Origin of the sequence: Paenibacillus sp. FSL M7-1414 (assembly GCF_038003195.1) — a bacterium.
Lineage (GTDB): Bacteria > Bacillota > Bacilli > Paenibacillales > Paenibacillaceae > Paenibacillus > Paenibacillus amylolyticus.
The window spans coordinates 3563720-3581578 of sequence record NZ_JBBOOS010000001.1 but is presented as its reverse complement, the minus strand read 5'-3'; the positions used below and the strand labels follow the sequence as shown (position 1 = coordinate 3581578).

Here is a 17859-nt window from a genome sequence, read left to right as displayed (position 1 = left end):
ATAGCCACTCTCTCTTCGTTTATTTTTACTTGATAAGGCCGGCTTCTTTAAATTGCTGAATTGCTGTTTCCTTATATTTCTGCATGTCAAACTTGGTATCCAGCGTCTGGAGGAAATTGTCCCAGTTGGAAAGAGGCTCTTTGCCCGTCATAAATTTAACCAAGCTTTCATTAATGAAACGAGTGCGGTCAGCATCCAAGGTATCGCTAGGGTCTGGGGTCAATAAATTTCCGGGCAACGTTGGCCCCACATATTGCTGATTGTCCTTGAAAGCTTCCGCTGTCTTCGGATTCTGGAAACTGAAGTACTCCGCATCATCACCACGGCGCGGCATTCTATAATGATCGACCCATAGGTACTTCTCTTTCATTTCCTTCGATAACTCGGAGGTTTTATTTTTGATCTTGCCGTCTACGACATCCCAATGAATCCCTTTGATTCCGTATGCAAAGTTCGGATAGGCATCCTCATCCGTAAAGAGATAATTCAGCATGGATAAGATCCGAATGATTTTGTCCTCGTCCGCTTTTGCGGATATGGCCCATGAATTGCCTTGGAATGATTTTCTCTCTACAATTTGATCCCCGTAAGGACCTTTCATTGGAGGAATAACGATCCATTCCGGCACCTCGCCACTAATTTCTTTCATTTTCTGTTGATAATCCGGTTCCAGTCTACGAGCATCTCTGATCATGAAGCCAACTTTACCCTTAAACATCTTTTGGTCCAACAGATCAGGCGAATTCATCGTCACCCAGTCTGGGTCAACTACCTTGGCTGCCATCATTTTATTAATGTAAGCAAGCGCCTCTTTCATTTTGGGATCGATAAACAGAAATACCGGTTCATTATCTTTTATCTCAACGGCTGAAGGAGGGTTGACGCCAAACATCCACATCAAGCTATCAAAGCCATAGGTTTGCAGATTACCTTCTTTATTCATACCGCCGATGAATCCGTACGTATCGTTTTTGCCATTCCCGTCCGGGTCTTTCTCTGTAAAGGCTTTCATAACTTCGAACAACTCATCAGGTGTCGTTGGTACCTCCATATTCAGCTTTTTCAGCCAATCGTTACGGATAAAGAAGCTTCGACTGATACCGTTTACATTATCGTAGCCTGGAACTCCAATGGTTTTTCCTTGATAGGACATTGCCTCCCATGAGTCGGTGCCAAACCGTTTCTGTAGTTCAGGGAATTGGTCCATATACGGTGTTAAATCCGCAAGAACTCCTTGGTCGTAATATTGCGCAAGATCAGCACGACTTTTCAAGAAGATCAAGTCTGGAATATCCCCGCCTGCAATGAGTGTATTCAGTTTGGTTGTTGCTTGCCCAGCCTGAGGAATCATCATCTCCAAGTCGATGTTCATCTCTTTTTCCAACATTTGGCGTTGAATATCTTCATCACGTGGAGGTACCGGAGCAGCAGCATTAAAAGTGCCTTGGTTAAACATTGAGATTTTCATTTTGGTTGCAAACTGGCCTTGCGAATTACTCGAAGTTGTCGATGTAACTTCTTCATTCCCCCCACATCCTGATAAAAGCGTTCCAAGTCCTAAGATTGCCGATAGAATAGCAAATGAAATCTTTTTACGCTGCATATTGACCTCTCCTTTGCTTGTATATTATCACGGTTTCCCCGTAATAAGTTAGGTTGGAACACCTTTTATCCTTTAACGGATCCCAGGAGTACACCTTTGGTAAAATGCTTTTGCAAAAATGGATAAACGATCAATATCGGGACTGTAGTTACAACAACTGTAGCCATCTGCACAGCGAACGTACTGACAGCCCCGGAATTGGCGAGCGAATCAGCGCTTTGAGTTGCAACGTTAAGCAGAATGTTGCGCAAAATCACTTGAAGTGGCATGTAGTTGGAATCATTGATATATACAATAGCATCAAAATAACTGTTCCAATGCCCGACTGCGTAAAATAAGGAAATGGTGGACAGGACGGGTAAGGACAGGGGTAAAATGATCCGCCATAACGTCTGAAGTTCACTGGCACCGTCTACCCTCGCTGATTCCTCAATTTCACCAGGTAATTGTTCAAAAAAACCTTTGATGATCACCAGATTAAATGCACTAATGAGATTTGGAATGATCAATACCCAAGGACTGTTTAACAATCCCAAAGAGCGGATTAGTAAATAAGTCGGAATTAATCCCCCACTGAACATCATGGTAAACACAATGAAGAGTAAAAATGGACTTCTTCCGGGCAAATATTTTTTGGATAACGGGTAGGCCGCGATTACCGTAAAAAACACGTTTAACGCAGTCCCTACAATCGTTCGGAACAACGTAATTTTATACGCCTGCCAGATCCCATGAGAAATGAATACTTCTTTATAGGCCAGAAAGGTAAAGGATTCTGGTATAATCACAATCCCTCTTCTTAATACTTCCGATTCTGGTGTTACGGAGACAGCAACCACATATAGAAAGGGCAGCACGCACAGTAGGGATAATATAATAAGAACTACATAAACGACGGTTTGCCAGACTTTTTCCCCGATTGTCATATGGATCATTCTAAAGACCACCTCACCAGATTTGCCCATCGAATTTTTTGGCGAGCTTATTCGCTGCCAACACTAAAGCAAATCCGATGACAGCTTTAAACAATCCTACAGCAGTAGCCAAGCCAATCTTAAGACGCTCCAACCCTTCCCGGTATACCCATGTGTCGATAATATCGATCTTCTCCTGGTTAAAGGTGTTGGCAAACATGAATATTTGGTCAAAACCCGCATCCAGAATATGGCTTAATTTAAGAATCAGCATCAGAATAATGACTCCTCGAATACCGGGTAACGTGATATGCCAGAGCTGTCTCCATTTGGATGCGCCATCCATTCGAGCCGCTTCATATAAGCTTGGATCGATTCCTGCCAAGGCGGCAAGGTACAAAATCGCCCCCCATCCAATATCCTTCCATACTTCAGATAAGATGATCAGCATTCTGCCCCAGGCAGGTTCCGTTAGAAACGAGATGGGTTCAACACCAAAATCTTTCAAAATCATGTTAAAGAGACCGTCGCCTGGGGCTAGTAAGGCTACCATAATTCCATACACAATGACCCATGATAGAAAATGAGGCAAATAAGTGATCGTCTGTACGATTTTCTTAAACCATTGGCTGTACACTTCATTGAGGAGTAAAGCAAGTACAATGGGCGCGGAGAAACCGAACAATAGCTTATACAGAGATATAACAATCGTATTTTTCATGATGTCCCAGAAATAAACGCCGTTCATAAAATCGGTAAAATTTTTGAATCCCACCCATGGGCTGTCCCATAGTCCCAAAGCCAGGTTGTAGTTTTTAAAAGCAATTATAATTCCCGCCATAGGAATGTATTTGAATACCGCAAAGTAAATTAAGGCTGGTAATAAGAGAGCATACATCACTTTGTGCTTTTGTATCGTCCTTATCCATGTCTTTCGCTTTTTGGAGATGGGAATGGCGTCCGCTGCCAACTTTGCTTGCATTTCATCACCTCGTCTTTGTTTGTATTTGTATAATAGCACCCACCTATCGGATAAATTTCTGAAATATCAAGAATTTCTTATAAGATTTTAAGGAAGTGTGCCTGGCTCGTTCCAACAGCTAATCCCGGCAGGTGAGACAAGAACTTGTTCTACTAAAATAAAAAAAAGCCGCTATAATAGCGACTTTCAAATGGCGTATTTATACTTCTCCCCAAAAAATCTCAGTTTCATAATCGAATTCAACAATACCCTCTTGATTATTTTTATCAAATAAATTCCGTAGTTCTGTCATCATTGGATCGTAATTTGCATGCCCGGGTACAGGGCTGTAAGAAGATGATAACAACCGGCCTTTCAATCCCTCGAAATCGAACTCCTGACTCATTTTGAATCGCATTTCATTCATTGAACCTTCCTTGAAAAAAGAGAGCAATATCGCCTGAGAAATATTTTTATGATTAACTTTTCCGTAGTCGGTTCCATATGTATGGAGCAGTTGATTGTACTCTTCACGAAATGGAGTACCGTTAGTAAGACGTGAATTCCAGATGAGTATTACTTTCCCACCCGGCTGTAGAATTCTGCGAAACTCGATTTGGGCTGCGGAGCGATCAAACCAGTGAAATGCCTGAGCGCAGACAATAAAATCAACCGACTGATCAGGTAATCCTGTAGATTCTGCAGAACCTGATGTACTCTGAAATTTCGGATTACTTTCTAACATTTGCTCGGCGGCTTCCCGCATTGCCTGATTTGGCTCCACCGCGATTACATAGCTTCCGCGTTCCAGAAGTAGTTTTGAGATGATGCCAGTACCTGAACCGATGTCTGCTATATTACTGTTCACATGTAAACCAACGACGTCGTACAAATAGTCAATAGCCTCTTTTGGATAACTCGGGCGGTATTTCAAATACGAATCGACCCGGCTCGAAAACCGTTCTCTATTGTTCATCGATCGTCACGCTCCCATCACTATTTTGACATCCTATATACTGGCTTCAGTAATAGCTTCAAAATCTTACTGCCCCAAAAAGCAAATACCGTCGTTCCGGTCCATGAGCTGCGCTTATCTTGGCTGTATTGATCGTTGATCATATAGGTTCGAGTCGAAATAGGACTCTTCAGACCGAACTGTTCCCATTTCTCGGGATCATTCGAACTTCCAAGTTTTCTAAGCATATTTGCCGACTCATGATCTATTTTAGCCGGAATTTGCTCGAATGCTTGGGTGATTTGCGTATGAAACTCGTCGATTGGGTTACGACTGGTAATGCTCTCGAGATGAATGCTTTCACGAATGTAAGAAACGTATGCCAGATGGTCAGCCCAGAACTCGTCGATATAAAAAAGCCGTACACGCCGCTCCGATGGACTCATCAGTCTCTCAGCTTTCAAAATTCCGAACCGTTCTTCATATAGAATTCGCCTCTGATCCTCCACCATATCCGAATAACAGTTCAATTCCCGCTGAATATCGAAGTTTTGACCTATAATAACGCGCTGAATATGCTCGATTTTGCTACGGAGCGCCGGATCATCAAGAACCTCGTCCTGATTTGGGGCGCGAAACAGTCTATGAATGCCAAAGCGAAGCATCAACTCGTCCTCCAGGCTAATATAAAATACGGAAGACCCAGGGTCACCTTGGCGGCCGCAACGTCCGCGCAACTGGTCGTCAATCCGCATGCTTTCGTTCACATATGTACCTATCACGTATAATCCGCCCAGTTTGGCAACCACTTCTGCTTGTGCGGGATTACCGCCACCGAGACGAATGTCGACGCCGCGCCCTGCCATATTCGTAGATACCGTTACCGCGCCTATTTCTCCCGCTTTAGCGATGATTTCGGCTTCTTTTGCATCGTTTTTGGCATTCAGAACCTGACAAGGTACGCTAGCAGCGGCGAGCGCCTCCGCCAGCATATCAGATTCCTCGACGCTTGACGTACCAATAAGAATGGGGCGTCCTACCCTATGGACGGAAGAGATTTCTTGTACAAGCGCCTTATATTTGGCTTCTTTATGGGTGTAAATTCGGTGCTTGTGGTCGATCCGTATGTTTGGCTGGTTTGGCGGTATTTGCACGACTTGCAGCGCATAGATATCCTCAAATTCCATTGCTGAAGCATGCGCCGTAGCCGTCATTCCGCAAATTCCCGAATACAGGCTAATAAAATGTTGAATAGTGATCATGCCGAGAATTCTCCCACCTGCCTTCCACTGCAACCCTTCTTTTGCCACCAGCGCAGCTTGCAGCCCGTCCGGCAAATACCTGTCCTCGGCCACACGTCCGGTGTGTTCTTCGATTAGCTCGATTACACCGTCCCTGACGATGTAATCAACGTCTTTTTTTAATATCGATTCCACATGCAGCGCACAATTCAATGACGTTAACCAATGACTGTTATGGCTATCGTACAAATTGCCACATCCCAGCAGCAACTCTGCTTTTGCAGCACCCGCTTCATTCAAGTAAACGTTCCGCTGGAACTCGTCAAAATCGTAATGCTCTCCTGGCTGCAGCTGCCGGGCCACTTCTGCGAAAAGAACGCCATCACTTTTGGAAGCACTCGAATCGCCACTAATGACTAGTGGCACCCGCGCTTCATCAAGAAGCAGCGAATCTGCTTCGTCAACGATGACGTAATGGAAAGGACGATGCACGGTATCAGCTTCATTGAATGCTATTGTGTCGCGCAAATAATCGAACCCTGCTTCTTTAGCTGTAACATAGGTTATGTCCTTGGCGTAAGCTTCCCGTTTATCGAATAGGCTCATGCCCGATTGAACCGAGCTTACCGTTAACCCGAGGAAGCGATAGATCGGGCCCATCCACGCCGCATCTCGATTTGCCAAGTAGTCGTTAAAAGTAAGCACATGAACGCCTTTGCCTGTCAAAGCGTTGAGATAAACAGGCATAACGGCAGAGAGTGTTTTTCCTTCACCGGTATGCTGCTCGATCAAAAATCTCTCGTGCAAAGCGATAGCAGCCATAATCTGGACATCATAAGGCTGTAATCCGAGTGTTCTCTTCGCAACCTCGCAGACTAGAGCATAAGCATCAACAAGCAGATCATCCAAAGGCTTGCCTGATCTTGCTTCTTCTTGTAGCCGAAGAGATTCCGCTTGCAGGTGCTGATCATCCCAAACTTCCAAGTTCCGTTTCCTGATAAGCTCCACTTTGTCTCGATAATCCTTCAACAAACGCCGGTTATCTCGCTCTTTGAATTCACGTATCAACTTGACGACTACATTCATCGGAATTTGATTCCTCCTTAGTAGAAATAAGTTGTGAAAAGAAAAGACTCCATATGGAGTCTTTTTTGTCGATGATTAAAGTGCCACCAAACCATTCGTTATAAGAGAAACCTACATTACTTCTCCGATGGGAGTGGTGTAAAGAGCAGATTGACCGGCAGGTTGCTTCCTGGTGCGGCAGAGAATAGAATGGTCACGCTCTCTCCAGTTGAACCGGTGCGGTAAAGCACGCTTTGTTCACTTGAATTGGCAACCGCAACGTTACCTTCGGCAATCGATACCAACTGATTGTTCACTAGAGCTACTCCGGAGTACTTCCCTCCACGAGGGTTAAAGGAGATAAGCGTACGCGGTGCAACATTGGTCAGCGTGATTTTGTACAATACGCCAAAATTACCCGCATTGGATGCGTCTGTGTATGCCATCGGATCTGTTCCTACCAGATTGGGATCGCTTGAATTGTCACCAAGTGGCAGACGGGCAGGTTTGATTCCCACGTGCTCATCGTACTTTATAACGCGAGTCGCATTCGGGTACGTACCCCGGTTGTGCACTCCGTCACGATCAAGCACAGGTAGCAATGGCAGAGCCTCGAACGGATCTTTATTTTCTTCCACCAGGATAACGTTATAGTCTAAGGAATAATCGCTATAAGCGTCCGAATAGAGAGAGATGACTTGTCCTTCTTTCATCGGCGTTTTATTAAGTTCTGTCAAAATGAGTTTGCTTTCTCCAGGTTGAAGGTACTCTTTCTTTTGATCCGCTCCAGTCTGAATCGACTTGAACCATTTATCAATAGACAATTTCCCAGCTACGGTAGCATACGGAGTAGGTCCGGCAAAGCCCATATTCTGTTGTTCAAATACTGCCGGATTTGGGTTGTTATTGGTTGCAATCACATACATTTTTACTCTTTTGCCTGTATTGTTCACGTGGTGAATCATGAAACGGGTCTGCCCCAAAGATGATTCTTTATATACAATGCCTTCCGTATTCACAGTTTCCGGACTGTTACTGCGGATCAGCAAACTTGGCTCATCCATGTACGTATAAGGCACTTTCTCCATCGTAGTCACTTCGCCGCCGTTAAAGGTGAATTTCTGTCCTACCGGCGTGAAGAGTAAATTAAAATCGGTAAATGAATATAAGGTCTCATTGGTTATGGTGATGACTTTGGAGTACGTGTTCGTAGCACCGTGATTGTCAGTTACCGTAAGAGTCACCGTTTTTGGACCCGGTTCAAAGAACGCAAGTGAATTGTTCTCCCACGCCGCTTTAACAATATTATTTTCATCATCTGTACTTTGGTCTGTGTATGTTATTTTTTCGCCCATTTTATACTCTTCTTTATCCGTGGCGAACATGGCTACAGGAGGAAGATTAGGAGCCAAAACTTCAATCGTAGTTGAATAGGGATCGCTCCATTGACCATTGGAATCCTGTACTTGATATGAAATCGTATATGTACCTGCTTGATCAAATGAATCCTGGCGACCAGTCCAGCGTTCGTCAACGATATCCATTCCATTAGGTGAACTGGAAGAAGTCACGTAGTCCACTTGATCACCCGCAAAAATTTCCTTTTGGGAAATGATAAAGCTTGCAACAGGTTTTGTATTAAGATTCAACACAACCGTTTTAGCCGACTGATTCACTTTATAGGTGATGTTCAGAGCTTGAGTAATGGAAGTTAACGGCACCATGAATGTACTTTTTTGCTGATAAGCAGGGCCTTTCATCGTTCTGGTCTCTCCATTTACCGTATAGTCCTTGCTGTTAGTTTTGAATCGGAGTTCATCTTCACCACTAATAATGATGGTTTCCTTGGTTTTGTTATCGTATTTGACGCCGTATCCCACACGGTCAACCAGCGCACGGATTGCAACATAGGATACACCGTTTTTTACAGCCATTGGCTGTCCAGCAAGATACGTTTTTCCATCCTGCTCCATTTTGTTGCTATTCATGTACAACGTCAGATTCCCACCTGCTGCAGGAGACGTTCCATCAATGGATGGTTGCTCTATCTGAGCAGGCGTAGCTGGCGTTTCAACCTTCTCAGGGGTTTCCTCTTGAACTACAGGTTTTGTACCCGTTTCGTTTGCAGGGGTCTCTCCCCCATCCAATGCAGGTTTCTCGCTATCTGTTTTGGGTGTTGCCTCAGTGCCGGTTGAGGTTTGAGTGTCCTTGGCTTCAGTGGGCGGAGTATTGATAGATTTGTTATTGCTCTCCGTCTTCACTTCACGCTCTGCAATCGGCTGCTCTTGCTGTAACACCTCAACTGATTCTACATTGGCTGTGTTTACTGACGCGGTGTCACCTTGCGGTGCTGATTGCGCACTCACAGAACCGACTGCAAATGCTTGAAAAACGGCTAAAGCGGTAAAAATGGATAATTTCTTCTTCATATTCATGTGTTGTCTTTGGCTCCTTCTACTCTCTAGTAATGTATAACCCCTCAAAAAGTCATAGTATTAGACGCTAGATTTAGGGAAAAGTTTCTAATTGAATTGTAAATTATGGATTTTTGTGCAACTATTTTTTCAATGTTTGGTTATAAGTTCTTTGAATGAGAAGCGCCTATTGCATAATAGTCTCGATTTTGCACAAGATAATCCATGTCGCATTTTATAAAGAGGTGGATCAATGACCCCAACCAATCAGGCTTTTTCTGAATTAAAAATGAATATTTCTTATGTGGAACAGTCCCTCTACTGTACTGACGATCTGAAACAACAACAGCTTCTACTTAATGGTGTTCAGAGTGTGCTTCTCTATATCGATTCACTTGTAGATCAGGAGATCATTCAAACACATGTCTTAACAGCACTGAATGGCCAAGCTCATTCGGAAATCTACCCATCGTTCACCACTTTAGAAAGTCGAAAAGATACGGATCTGCAACGTGGAATAGATTCACTTATTCAAGGGAAATGTCTTTACATAATCGACGGGCACCCGGAGTTTTACATTCTTTCTACCGAGAAAATGTATGTCCGAAGCACAACCGAACCGGAGAATGAAGGCGTTATTCGAGGGCCGCACAATGGATTCGTAGAGCAGCTTTCGGTTAATTTGAATCTGATCCGTAGACAAATTATTAGTCCATCCTTAATCGTTCGATATTTTAACGTCGGCGAGAAGACACATACCAAAATTGCAGTTGTATATCTTCAGGACTTGGCCAATCCGGAGTTAGTGAACGAAGTAAAAGAGCGAATCACGTCCATATCTTCAGATATGGTGCTCGCTCCAGGTTTTATTGAAGAGTTTATGGAGGATAACCCCTTCTCTCTGTTTCCCCAGCAGCTCAATACAGAAAGACCTGACCGGGTTATTGCCAACTTGATGGAAGGACGTGTCGCCATACTTGCCGAAGGAAGTCCTTCAGCTCTTATTGCTCCAGTTACGTTTTTTGCTTTTTATCAAAGTCCGGATGATTATCATGGTCGCTGGATTGTCAGTTCCTTTTTACGTTTAATTCGCATGATGAGTTTTGTCATTGCTTTTACATTACCTGCTGTTTATATTGCAACCATCTCTTTTCACTCCGCTATTTTACCGATCGAACTGGCACACACAATCAAGAAATCATTGCAGAACATCCCCTTTCCTGCACTTGTAGAGGCAATGTTGCTTGAACTGATCTTTGAAGTATTAAGAGAAGCCGGGGTCCGACTTCCCAGCCGAGTGGGCCAGACCATCGGCATCGTTGGCGGTTTGGTTATCGGAGATGCTATCGTTCGTGCGGGGCTTGTATCCTATACAATGATTATTGTGGTTTCACTAACCGCTATCTCGTCGTTTTTGGTGCCTTCACATGAGATGAGTTCGGCAGTCCGTATTCTCCGCTTTCCAATGATGATTGGAGCGGCGCTTTTTGGATATATCGGCATCGCATTTGGTCTGGTGATTCTAACCATTCACCTCTGTAAGATGGAAAACTTCGGATCGCCTTATTTTGCTCCAGTGGCCCCTTTCCGATTAGCTGACATGAAGGATGTATGGATTCGATTTCCCATCTGGGCGCTTCGCGGGCGTCCTCATGATGCCCGCCCGCAGCGGCTGAATCAGCAGAAGTTCTCTAGGAGTTGGAAAAAACGTGAATAAGGAAACAACAATCACTCGGGGACAACTATTCTTGCTCATTTTGAAATTTGAGATCGGTGTAGATATTCTGTCCCTCCCTTACCGTATACACCTTATCTCTAAAGGCGGAGGATGGATTTCTGTTTTTCTTGGAGGGTTCCTGATCCAACTTGTCATACTGTTGTGCTGGCTTTTGATGCGAAGATTCCCGAGTTCATCCATTTATGACATTGTAACGCTGATTACGGGGAAATGGATTGGCAAGTTGCTGATCATTGCCTACGTTGGATATTTCCTGCTAATGGGTACTTCTGTTCTGGTGAACGCCTACAGTGTGATTAACCGCTGGATGCTGCAGGATACGCCTCGGTGGGCTATATTAGCCCTCTTCTTGTTCAGCAGTATCTATTTGGTTCGGCAAAAATTACGAATCATTGCCCGAGTACTGGTACTCATCTCCTTTTTGGTCTTGCCCATGATGGTATTGATCAGTTATGGACTCAAGGAAGTTAATCTGTTATATCTTTTGCCTTTAACCGAAGCAGGATGGCCCAATATCATTAGTGGATCAACGGAAACATTAATGGCTATGTTTGGATTCGAGTTTTTTCTCGTTGTGTTTCCTATGGTTGAAGGTAGCAGCGGTGGCAAACTCAAGTCTGTTGCTTTAGCAAGTGCTGTAGTCGTGGTGTTGTATGCATTCACCGTGTTCATTTGTTCAACGGCGTTCAGCCCCCAGCAACTTGACTTAATGCCTGAACCGGTCATATATCTGCTCCGCTCTATCCCACTCGGGACAATGGATCGGGCCGATTTCCTGTTCCTCCCTATCTGGTTAATTTCAATTTTCGGGGCCATATGTGGCTATTACTATACGGCATCCTATGGTATAAGTTATCTCTTCAAACAAAAACACCATAAAAAAGCGGTGCCTTATGTCGTTCTTGCTTCTTGCATAATTGCGTATCTGCCACAACAGAAGGAAAAACTTGAGTTAATTAGTACGATAGCCAACAGATCGGCATACTTTTTTCTCATGATCCTGCCTCTGCTCCTGTTGGTTCTATCTTATATAATGAAACGAAAAGAGAAGATGATATGAGTAAACGGGGGAAAATCCTCATCCTGCTGACCCTGCTCATGGTGATGACGGGATGTTGGGATCAGGATAGTTTAAAAGATGCAAGACTGGCTAATGCTTCGGCGTTTGACATCACCTCAGAGGGTGAAATTAAACAGACGCTTGAAATTGTCGATGATTCTGAGAGTCAACAAGGGAGCAGCGGTAATGAAGTCCACTCAGGCACCGGGAGATCCGTCCGTCAAAGTACAGATAGAATTCGTGCTAAAGTGACTGGTGATATCCGGTTTTTCAAATATGGGATGATCTTATACGGCAACAAACTCGCACAAAATGATATCTATCCCTACCTGGACGTCTTATATCGGGAACCCGATTACCCAACCTCACATGTGAAAATTGCGATTGTGGATGGCGATGCCGGAGATCTGTTACACCAAAAAAAAGTTGGCAGCATATTAATTGGTGATTTTATTACCAAAAAAATTAAGAGTCTGGAGGAATTATGTATTTTTCCGGAAATGACGTTAGAGACCCTTCTCCCTCCCATGCTGGATCCGGGACAGGATTTTACACTACCTTATCTATATAAGGATGGAGAGGAGATTGATGCTCGGGGAATCGCCCTGTTTCATGGGCAAAGGTTCAGTGGCAGTCTCAATACCGAACAGGCTCCCCTATACATTATTATGAGTGGTAAATGGAATAAAGCGGCGCGCTTTGTCAAAAAAGTTCACCCAGGGCCTTCCAACAACCCACGGAACTATGTCACATATGAAGCAAATATCGCACAAATTAAGCGCAAACTTGCGGTAAAGGTGGCAAGTGATAGCCAAATTGATGTGAACCTCCGTATCGAACTTCCAGTAACGATCGTTGAGTATGCAATGAATCATCTTCAGGAAAAAGACACAATTGAACGTCTGAACAGCCAGTTATCCGATGACATGACTCAGGACGCAGAACAAATTATCAAGACACTTCAGCAAAGTGGTTGTGATTCCTTCGGTATTGGCAGACATTTAATTGCCCATTACCCGGACTTATGGAAAAGCCTAAACTGGAATAAAGAATATGCCCAAGTTCGTTTTCACCCGGAAGTAAAGGTTACAATAGTCGGCAGTGGCGTTTTAAATTAATAACATGCTGTCGTGCAATTGGGAAAGCTCTCTTCCATTTGGGAGAGAGCTTTTGACTGTTGACTTAAAAAGAAGGATTTGCTAATACCTCTAGTCGTTAAGAAGCACTTCAGTGAAAAGTTTTATCATGCCTGGTTGAGTATAACATCGGCAGTGAAGCTGAGCTATAAAATAGGTGAAAGAAGACGTGATATTCCTTCTTTAAATTTTATAATAAGGGACCTGTTTCTATAACGATCAGAAGTAAGTTCTGTACTTAACTGGCTATCTTGATGAAACAATTCTTGAAGTTGTTTCGCAACTCGCTCGTCATATACAATTGCATTCACCTCAAAATTCAACCTAAAGCTCCGGGAATCAATATTCATCGTCCCTACTGAAGCGACTTCTTCGTCTACTACAATGGTCTTTGCGTGTAAGAATCCATTATCATATAACAGAATCTTGGCTCCATAGTCCAATAATTCACCAGCATACGCCCAAGTCGCCCAATATACAAACGGGTGATCGGGCTTATTGGGAATCATAATGCGCAGATCCACCCCGGATAACAGTGCGATTTTACATGCATCCATAAAAGTGCTGTCAGGAATAAAGTAAGGCGTTTGAATATACACACTCTTTTTGGCATTTACTATAAGCTTGATGTACATATTCTTCAGGTGTTCCACCTGTGAGTTAGGACCACTAGACACAATCTGAACTGGACTTGAACCATCAAGCCTTGCTGTGTTGAAGGAGAATTGTTCGTAACTTACTTGATGGGATTTGCTGGCGTGTTTCCAATCCAAAATAAACCTGCCTTGAATATGATTAACGGCATCTCCGTGCATTTTAAAATGTGTATCACGCCAGTATCCAAACTTTTTATCCATGCCTAGATACTCATTCCCCAGATTAAATCCGCCAATATAAGCAATCTCCCCATCAATAATACAAAGTTTTCGATGATTTCGATTATTCATACGGAAATTTAATGGCCTAATCAGTGACGGGAAAAAGACCTCTACTTCTCCACCGGCAGAGATCAGTTCTCTGAAAAACTTCAATGAAAGTTTCTTTGAACCAATTTCGTCATAGAGAACTCGCACTTTTACGCCTTCTTTAGCTTTTATGGTTAATTCATCTCGTAATTTCTTCCCTAAGGAATCCGGTTGAATAATGTAATATTGGATGTTAATCTCTTTCTTGGCTTCCTTGATATCAGTAAATAAAGAATCAAATTTCTCTTGTCCATCATCGAAGATGAATATCTCATTGTCATTGGTTAGGATTGCATTGGATGATGTGAGATTCAATTGAATCAGGTCAGCATATTTCATGAGCAGGGGATTGTTTTCCTTACGTTGCTCCTTCAATGTCACTAACTGGTTCTCGACAATTAACTTTAGGGAGTTTCTCTCTTCAGCTGAAAGTCCGTAGAAATTTTTCTTTTTGAGGTTACGTCCCAAAAAGAGATAAACGATAAAACCTAAAATAGGAATGAAGTAAAATATCATGAGCCAGGCCCAAGTATAACCAATGTCTCTCCTTTCAAAAAACAAAAATACCGCTGAGAGTAATATGTTTATAATCATAACGAGCGAAAGTATCAGCGTGACCATACTGCTATATCTCCTGCCTTCCATTGACTTTATGTAAATAATAAAAAATGCTTATTACTTAGCTGTTCTCGAATGAAGCCGTCATCACAAAGAATATGATAACATACTTGAGGAATACTAAATCTATTAAATGATAATCACTAGACATTGAACTAAAAAAGAATCCACTTCCTATAAAAGAAGGGATTCTTTTGCATTGAATATTTATGCTTTAGTTAATTCCTTACAACAGGAATCCACATTTCACCATATACCAAACCGTTTTTCTCTCCCATTTCAACTGTTGTATTTGGACCGCCAACATAGGCATAATCTTTTTCTACGGGGAGGGCTTGACCAAAGGCAATGCCAGTAAGCATATTATTGAGCGCATCAGCCGTTTCAGCTTCGCCCTTCACAACCAGGTATTCTCCCTTAGGAAATTGGATTACTCTCGTTGCTTCTGGCAAAGTTTCTGCTGTCATGACACCAGCATAATGCATCATCTGGTTATTTACTGCTTCGTTTACTGCAAAAATGTAGTCGTTTGTTGCCAGAGACTTTAGTTTGTCCAGGCTTCCATCCTCTTTCACCGTGGACCAAAAATCCGCCTTCTCCTTGCTGATGCCAACATAGTCTGTATAGTCGCTCTTAAGATCCGTTCCAATACCTAACACGATAAAGCTCTCTTTTTCTTCGAAATGATAATTACTCATGGTTTACACCGTCCTCTTTTAAATTTTCAATTGATTTGTGTTTTCACTTGATAGGTTTATAATAACCTTAAATCATGTCAGAATATGATACTGTTTAGGGGGCCCAATGAAAAAAGTTGAACGCATTAATACCATCACGCGGTATACCAATAACCGTGCACACTTTACCATCTCTGAAATCATGCGAGAATTTAATATTTCTCGTTCGACAGCCATTCGAGATATCAGAGAAATTGAAGCCATGGGAATGCCACTTGTCGCTGAAGTTGGGCGGGACGGGGGTTATTTTGTCATGAACAACTCCCTCCTGCCCACGGTACGGTTTACCGATAATGAAATCAAAGCGTTATTCATTGCTTTTATGGCGACAAGAAATCAACAGCTTCCTTATCTGAAGAGTCGTCAATCTTTGGCTGAAAAATTATTGGGCCTTATCTCAGAAAATCAGCAAGATGACCTTGTACATTTGAATCAAATATTGCTTTTTGAAGGAACCAATCCCCATAATCCAGACTTGCTTGATCTATCAGACCTGCCTCACCCTACTTTGGAGAAACTCATCCAAATTCTTCTTATAGAACGTTATTTGTTAGTTACTGTGCAAGAAGAGAAGAAAACAAAGTCCTATCCCATCGTTCTCTTGCACCTTCATCATCAAAAAGGCCATTGGATCATTGAAGGTTTTGACTTGGAGGAAGAAAAAAGACGAATCGTATCCGTTGACAACCTCATCCATGTCGAAGCATACCCGGCGAAAAAAAGACTGAGTACAAAAAAGATTGTAGAACAACTCAAACGAAATACGCAGGAAGAAGTTATCAACCTTGTCCTGGAACTTGGTCCAAAGGCGATTGCGCAATTCAAAAAATACCATCCTTTAAAGTTTTCCATTGCCTATACAAATCCATACCAGACTACGGCTCTCCTAAAGGCATTTATGAATGTTCATAACTCAGAAGAGTTAACCGAAATCACCAATTGGTTGCTTTTTCTAGGAGAAGATATCAAGGTGAAGGAGATTCCGGAAGAAGTCCTGAATGCTGTACAAGATAGATTAAGCTTATATCAAATGAAGCAGTGAGCAGCCCCCTCCTACCTAGTCTCTCCATTATCTAACAATGCCTTACCTGAATTCAGGCTGAGGATTCAGTACGGAAAACCAAAAAAAAGCCGCTGTGTTAGCGACTTGTAATGGAATCATATTCATTCATGTCTCACGCCAATGCTTGGCGAGCTGTTCCTTCTATACTAGAAGTCAGCATTAGACTGGGCATGATTAGGTGTATGCTGCGGGACGTTTTTAACGAGTAGGAAATAAGTAACAATCGCAATGATACTGGTCATTAATAACGTGAGTCCTAACGGGACGGCAGTGTCCTCACCCGCGATGCCGACCAGAGGAGCAACCAGTGCACCCAGAAGAAAAGGAACAACGCCGAGCAGTGCTGCTGCACTTCCGGCCATCTTAGCTTGACTCTCCATGGCAAGTGGGAATGCCGCTGTAGACGTAATGCCGATCGAGCATACAAAGAAGAACAATGGAATCACCAATGCGAAAAGTGGACCATGAGCCAGGGTTACGACCAAAGCAGCCACACTTGCTATTATAGCAAGCCATAGTCCCGATAATAGCAGCGTCTGCTCAGGGATACGTTTAGCTAGTCGACCCACGATTTGAGATCCGATGATCAAGCTGATGCCGTTCGAAGCAAATAATATAGCAAATACAGTGGGTGTGACGCCATATATATTTTGGTAAATAAATGGTGTTCCCGCCACATAAGCAAAGACCCCTGCTGTCATAATTCCCTGTGCCAGCATGTAGCCTACAAACTTACGGTCACGCAGAAGCATTCTGTAATTACCCAATTGCTGTTTGAAGTCAGGAACTATACGTCTTTCGATAGGGTGTGTTTCTTTTAAGCTCCACTTTGTCATGATTAATAAGAAAATTCCCAAGAATGAAAGGCAGATAAACACGCCAATCCAGGTTGTGAATGAAAGAACCCCACTTCCCGCGATTGGTGCTGCCAGAGGCCCCAAATTCCCTACAAGCAACAGCAAAGAGAAAAATTTAGTGAGTTCATGTCCACTGTATAGATCTCTGGCTATCGCACGGGAAATGACAATTCCAGCTGAAGCTGCAAATCCTTGCGTGAAACGAAACAAAATTAATAGTCCGATATTCGGAGCAAAAGCACATGCCAAGGAACAAATAATATAGGCTGCCATACAGATCAACAATGGTCTACGTCTACCGTACGCGTCACTCAAAGGACCCATAACAAGTTGTCCTACACCGAGTCCTAATAAACAAGCAGTAAGGCTAAATTGTACAAGTGATGCCGTTGTATTCATATTTTGTGCAATCTCCGGAAAAGCCGGTAAATACATATCAATCGTAAATGGACCTAATGTAGAAAATAAACCTAGTAGTATTGCCAGTCCAAAAACATTCCAATTCGTGCTCTTCGCCATAATAAATAAAATC

General features: G+C 43.0%; 13 protein-coding genes. 4 read left to right on the top strand and 9 right to left on the bottom strand.

All coding sequences use genetic code 11. From position 1 onward, the window contains the following. Positions 1–25 precede the first annotated feature (25 nt). The 6 genes from MHH92_RS15540 to MHH92_RS15515 form a co-directional block, all read right to left on the bottom strand. Positions 26–1603: an extracellular solute-binding protein gene (locus MHH92_RS15540; RefSeq protein WP_340904724.1), complete on the bottom strand. Its 1578-nt coding sequence runs from the start codon at positions 1601–1603 to the stop codon at positions 26–28. A gap of 65 nt (positions 1604–1668) precedes the next feature. Next, positions 1669–2538, bottom strand: a complete 870-nt coding sequence (locus MHH92_RS15535) for a carbohydrate ABC transporter permease (RefSeq protein ID WP_036615551.1) — start codon at positions 2536–2538, stop codon at positions 1669–1671. Positions 2539–2551: 13 nt separating this feature from the next. Then, positions 2552–3499 (bottom strand): ABC transporter permease, encoded by a 948-nt coding sequence (locus tag MHH92_RS15530; protein ID WP_340904723.1) that lies wholly within the window; start codon positions 3497–3499, stop codon positions 2552–2554. A 199-nt stretch (positions 3500–3698) separates the two neighbouring features. Further along, entirely contained in the window at positions 3699–4454 is a 756-nt protein-coding gene (locus MHH92_RS15525) for a class I SAM-dependent methyltransferase (RefSeq protein ID WP_340904722.1), read from the bottom strand. Positions 4455–4474: 20 nt separating this feature from the next. Continuing rightward, the gene (locus tag MHH92_RS15520) at positions 4475–6760 is read right to left on the bottom strand and encodes a preprotein translocase subunit SecA (RefSeq protein WP_340904721.1); all 2286 of its coding nucleotides are present in this window, start codon (positions 6758–6760) and stop codon (positions 4475–4477) included. 116 nt (positions 6761–6876) lie between these two features. Next, on the bottom strand, positions 6877–9174 hold the full coding sequence (locus MHH92_RS15515; RefSeq protein WP_340904720.1) for a copper amine oxidase N-terminal domain-containing protein: 2298 nt from the start codon (positions 9172–9174) through the stop codon (positions 6877–6879). 232 nt (positions 9175–9406) lie between these two features. Here MHH92_RS15515 and MHH92_RS15510 point away from each other — a divergent pair, with 232 nt between their 5' ends. Genes MHH92_RS15510 through MHH92_RS15500 form a run of 3 tightly spaced genes read left to right on the top strand, consistent with a single transcriptional unit; the run spans position 9407 to position 13069 of the window. After that, a complete protein-coding gene (locus tag MHH92_RS15510) occupies positions 9407–10870 on the top strand; it encodes a spore germination protein (protein WP_047843073.1) in 1464 nt (487 codons plus the stop codon). Beyond that, on the top strand, positions 10863–11951 hold the full coding sequence (locus MHH92_RS15505; RefSeq protein ID WP_127548720.1) for a GerAB/ArcD/ProY family transporter: 1089 nt from the start codon (positions 10863–10865) through the stop codon (positions 11949–11951). The genes MHH92_RS15510 and MHH92_RS15505 overlap by 8 nt, the downstream gene beginning before the upstream one ends. Continuing rightward, positions 11948–13069, top strand: a complete 1122-nt coding sequence (locus MHH92_RS15500) for a Ger(x)C family spore germination protein (protein ID WP_036671338.1) — start codon at positions 11948–11950, stop codon at positions 13067–13069. Before MHH92_RS15505 ends, MHH92_RS15500 begins: the two co-directional genes overlap by 4 nt. A gap of 164 nt (positions 13070–13233) precedes the next feature. Here MHH92_RS15500 and cls read toward each other — a convergent pair whose 3' ends face one another. After that, positions 13234–14673, bottom strand: a complete 1440-nt coding sequence (gene cls / locus MHH92_RS15495) for a cardiolipin synthase (protein WP_340904717.1) — start codon at positions 14671–14673, stop codon at positions 13234–13236. A 215-nt stretch (positions 14674–14888) separates the two neighbouring features. Beyond that, positions 14889–15368 (bottom strand): GyrI-like domain-containing protein, encoded by a 480-nt coding sequence (locus tag MHH92_RS15490; RefSeq protein ID WP_127548714.1) that lies wholly within the window; start codon positions 15366–15368, stop codon positions 14889–14891. Positions 15369–15474: 106 nt separating this feature from the next. Here MHH92_RS15490 and MHH92_RS15485 point away from each other — a divergent pair, with 106 nt between their 5' ends. Further along, positions 15475–16449: a helix-turn-helix transcriptional regulator gene (locus MHH92_RS15485; protein WP_340904714.1), complete on the top strand. Its 975-nt coding sequence runs from the start codon at positions 15475–15477 to the stop codon at positions 16447–16449. 167 nt (positions 16450–16616) lie between these two features. Here MHH92_RS15485 and MHH92_RS15480 read toward each other — a convergent pair whose 3' ends face one another. Continuing rightward, complete coding sequence (locus tag MHH92_RS15480; protein ID WP_076253136.1) at positions 16617–17846, bottom strand: multidrug effflux MFS transporter; 1230 nt, start codon at positions 17844–17846, stop codon at positions 16617–16619. Between the last annotated feature and the right edge of the window lie 13 nt (positions 17847–17859).

Bases quoted from the DNA above. Each gene is read 5' to 3' on its own strand.
- MHH92_RS15540 (WP_340904724.1), bottom strand. From the start codon at position 1,603: ATGCAGCGTAAAAAGATTTCATTTGCTATTCTATCGGCAATCTTAGGA.
- MHH92_RS15535 (WP_036615551.1), bottom strand. From the start codon at position 2,538: ATGATCCATATGACAATCGGGGAAAAAGTCTGGCAAACCGTCGTTTAT.
- MHH92_RS15530 (WP_340904723.1), bottom strand. From the start codon at position 3,499: ATGCAAGCAAAGTTGGCAGCGGACGCCATTCCCATCTCCAAAAAGCGA.
- MHH92_RS15525 (WP_340904722.1), bottom strand. From the start codon at position 4,454: ATGAACAATAGAGAACGGTTTTCGAGCCGGGTCGATTCGTATTTGAAA.
- MHH92_RS15520 (WP_340904721.1), bottom strand. From the start codon at position 6,760: ATGAATGTAGTCGTCAAGTTGATACGTGAATTCAAAGAGCGAGATAAC.
- MHH92_RS15515 (WP_340904720.1), bottom strand. From the start codon at position 9,174: ATGAATATGAAGAAGAAATTATCCATTTTTACCGCTTTAGCCGTTTTT.
- MHH92_RS15510 (WP_047843073.1), top strand. From the start codon at position 9,407: ATGACCCCAACCAATCAGGCTTTTTCTGAATTAAAAATGAATATTTCT.
- MHH92_RS15500 (WP_036671338.1), top strand. From the start codon at position 11,948: ATGAGTAAACGGGGGAAAATCCTCATCCTGCTGACCCTGCTCATGGTG.
- cls (WP_340904717.1), bottom strand. From the start codon at position 14,673: ATGGTCACGCTGATACTTTCGCTCGTTATGATTATAAACATATTACTC.
- MHH92_RS15490 (WP_127548714.1), bottom strand. From the start codon at position 15,368: ATGAGTAATTATCATTTCGAAGAAAAAGAGAGCTTTATCGTGTTAGGT.
- MHH92_RS15485 (WP_340904714.1), top strand. From the start codon at position 15,475: ATGAAAAAAGTTGAACGCATTAATACCATCACGCGGTATACCAATAAC.
- MHH92_RS15480 (WP_076253136.1), bottom strand. From the start codon at position 17,846: ATGGCGAAGAGCACGAATTGGAATGTTTTTGGACTGGCAATACTACTA.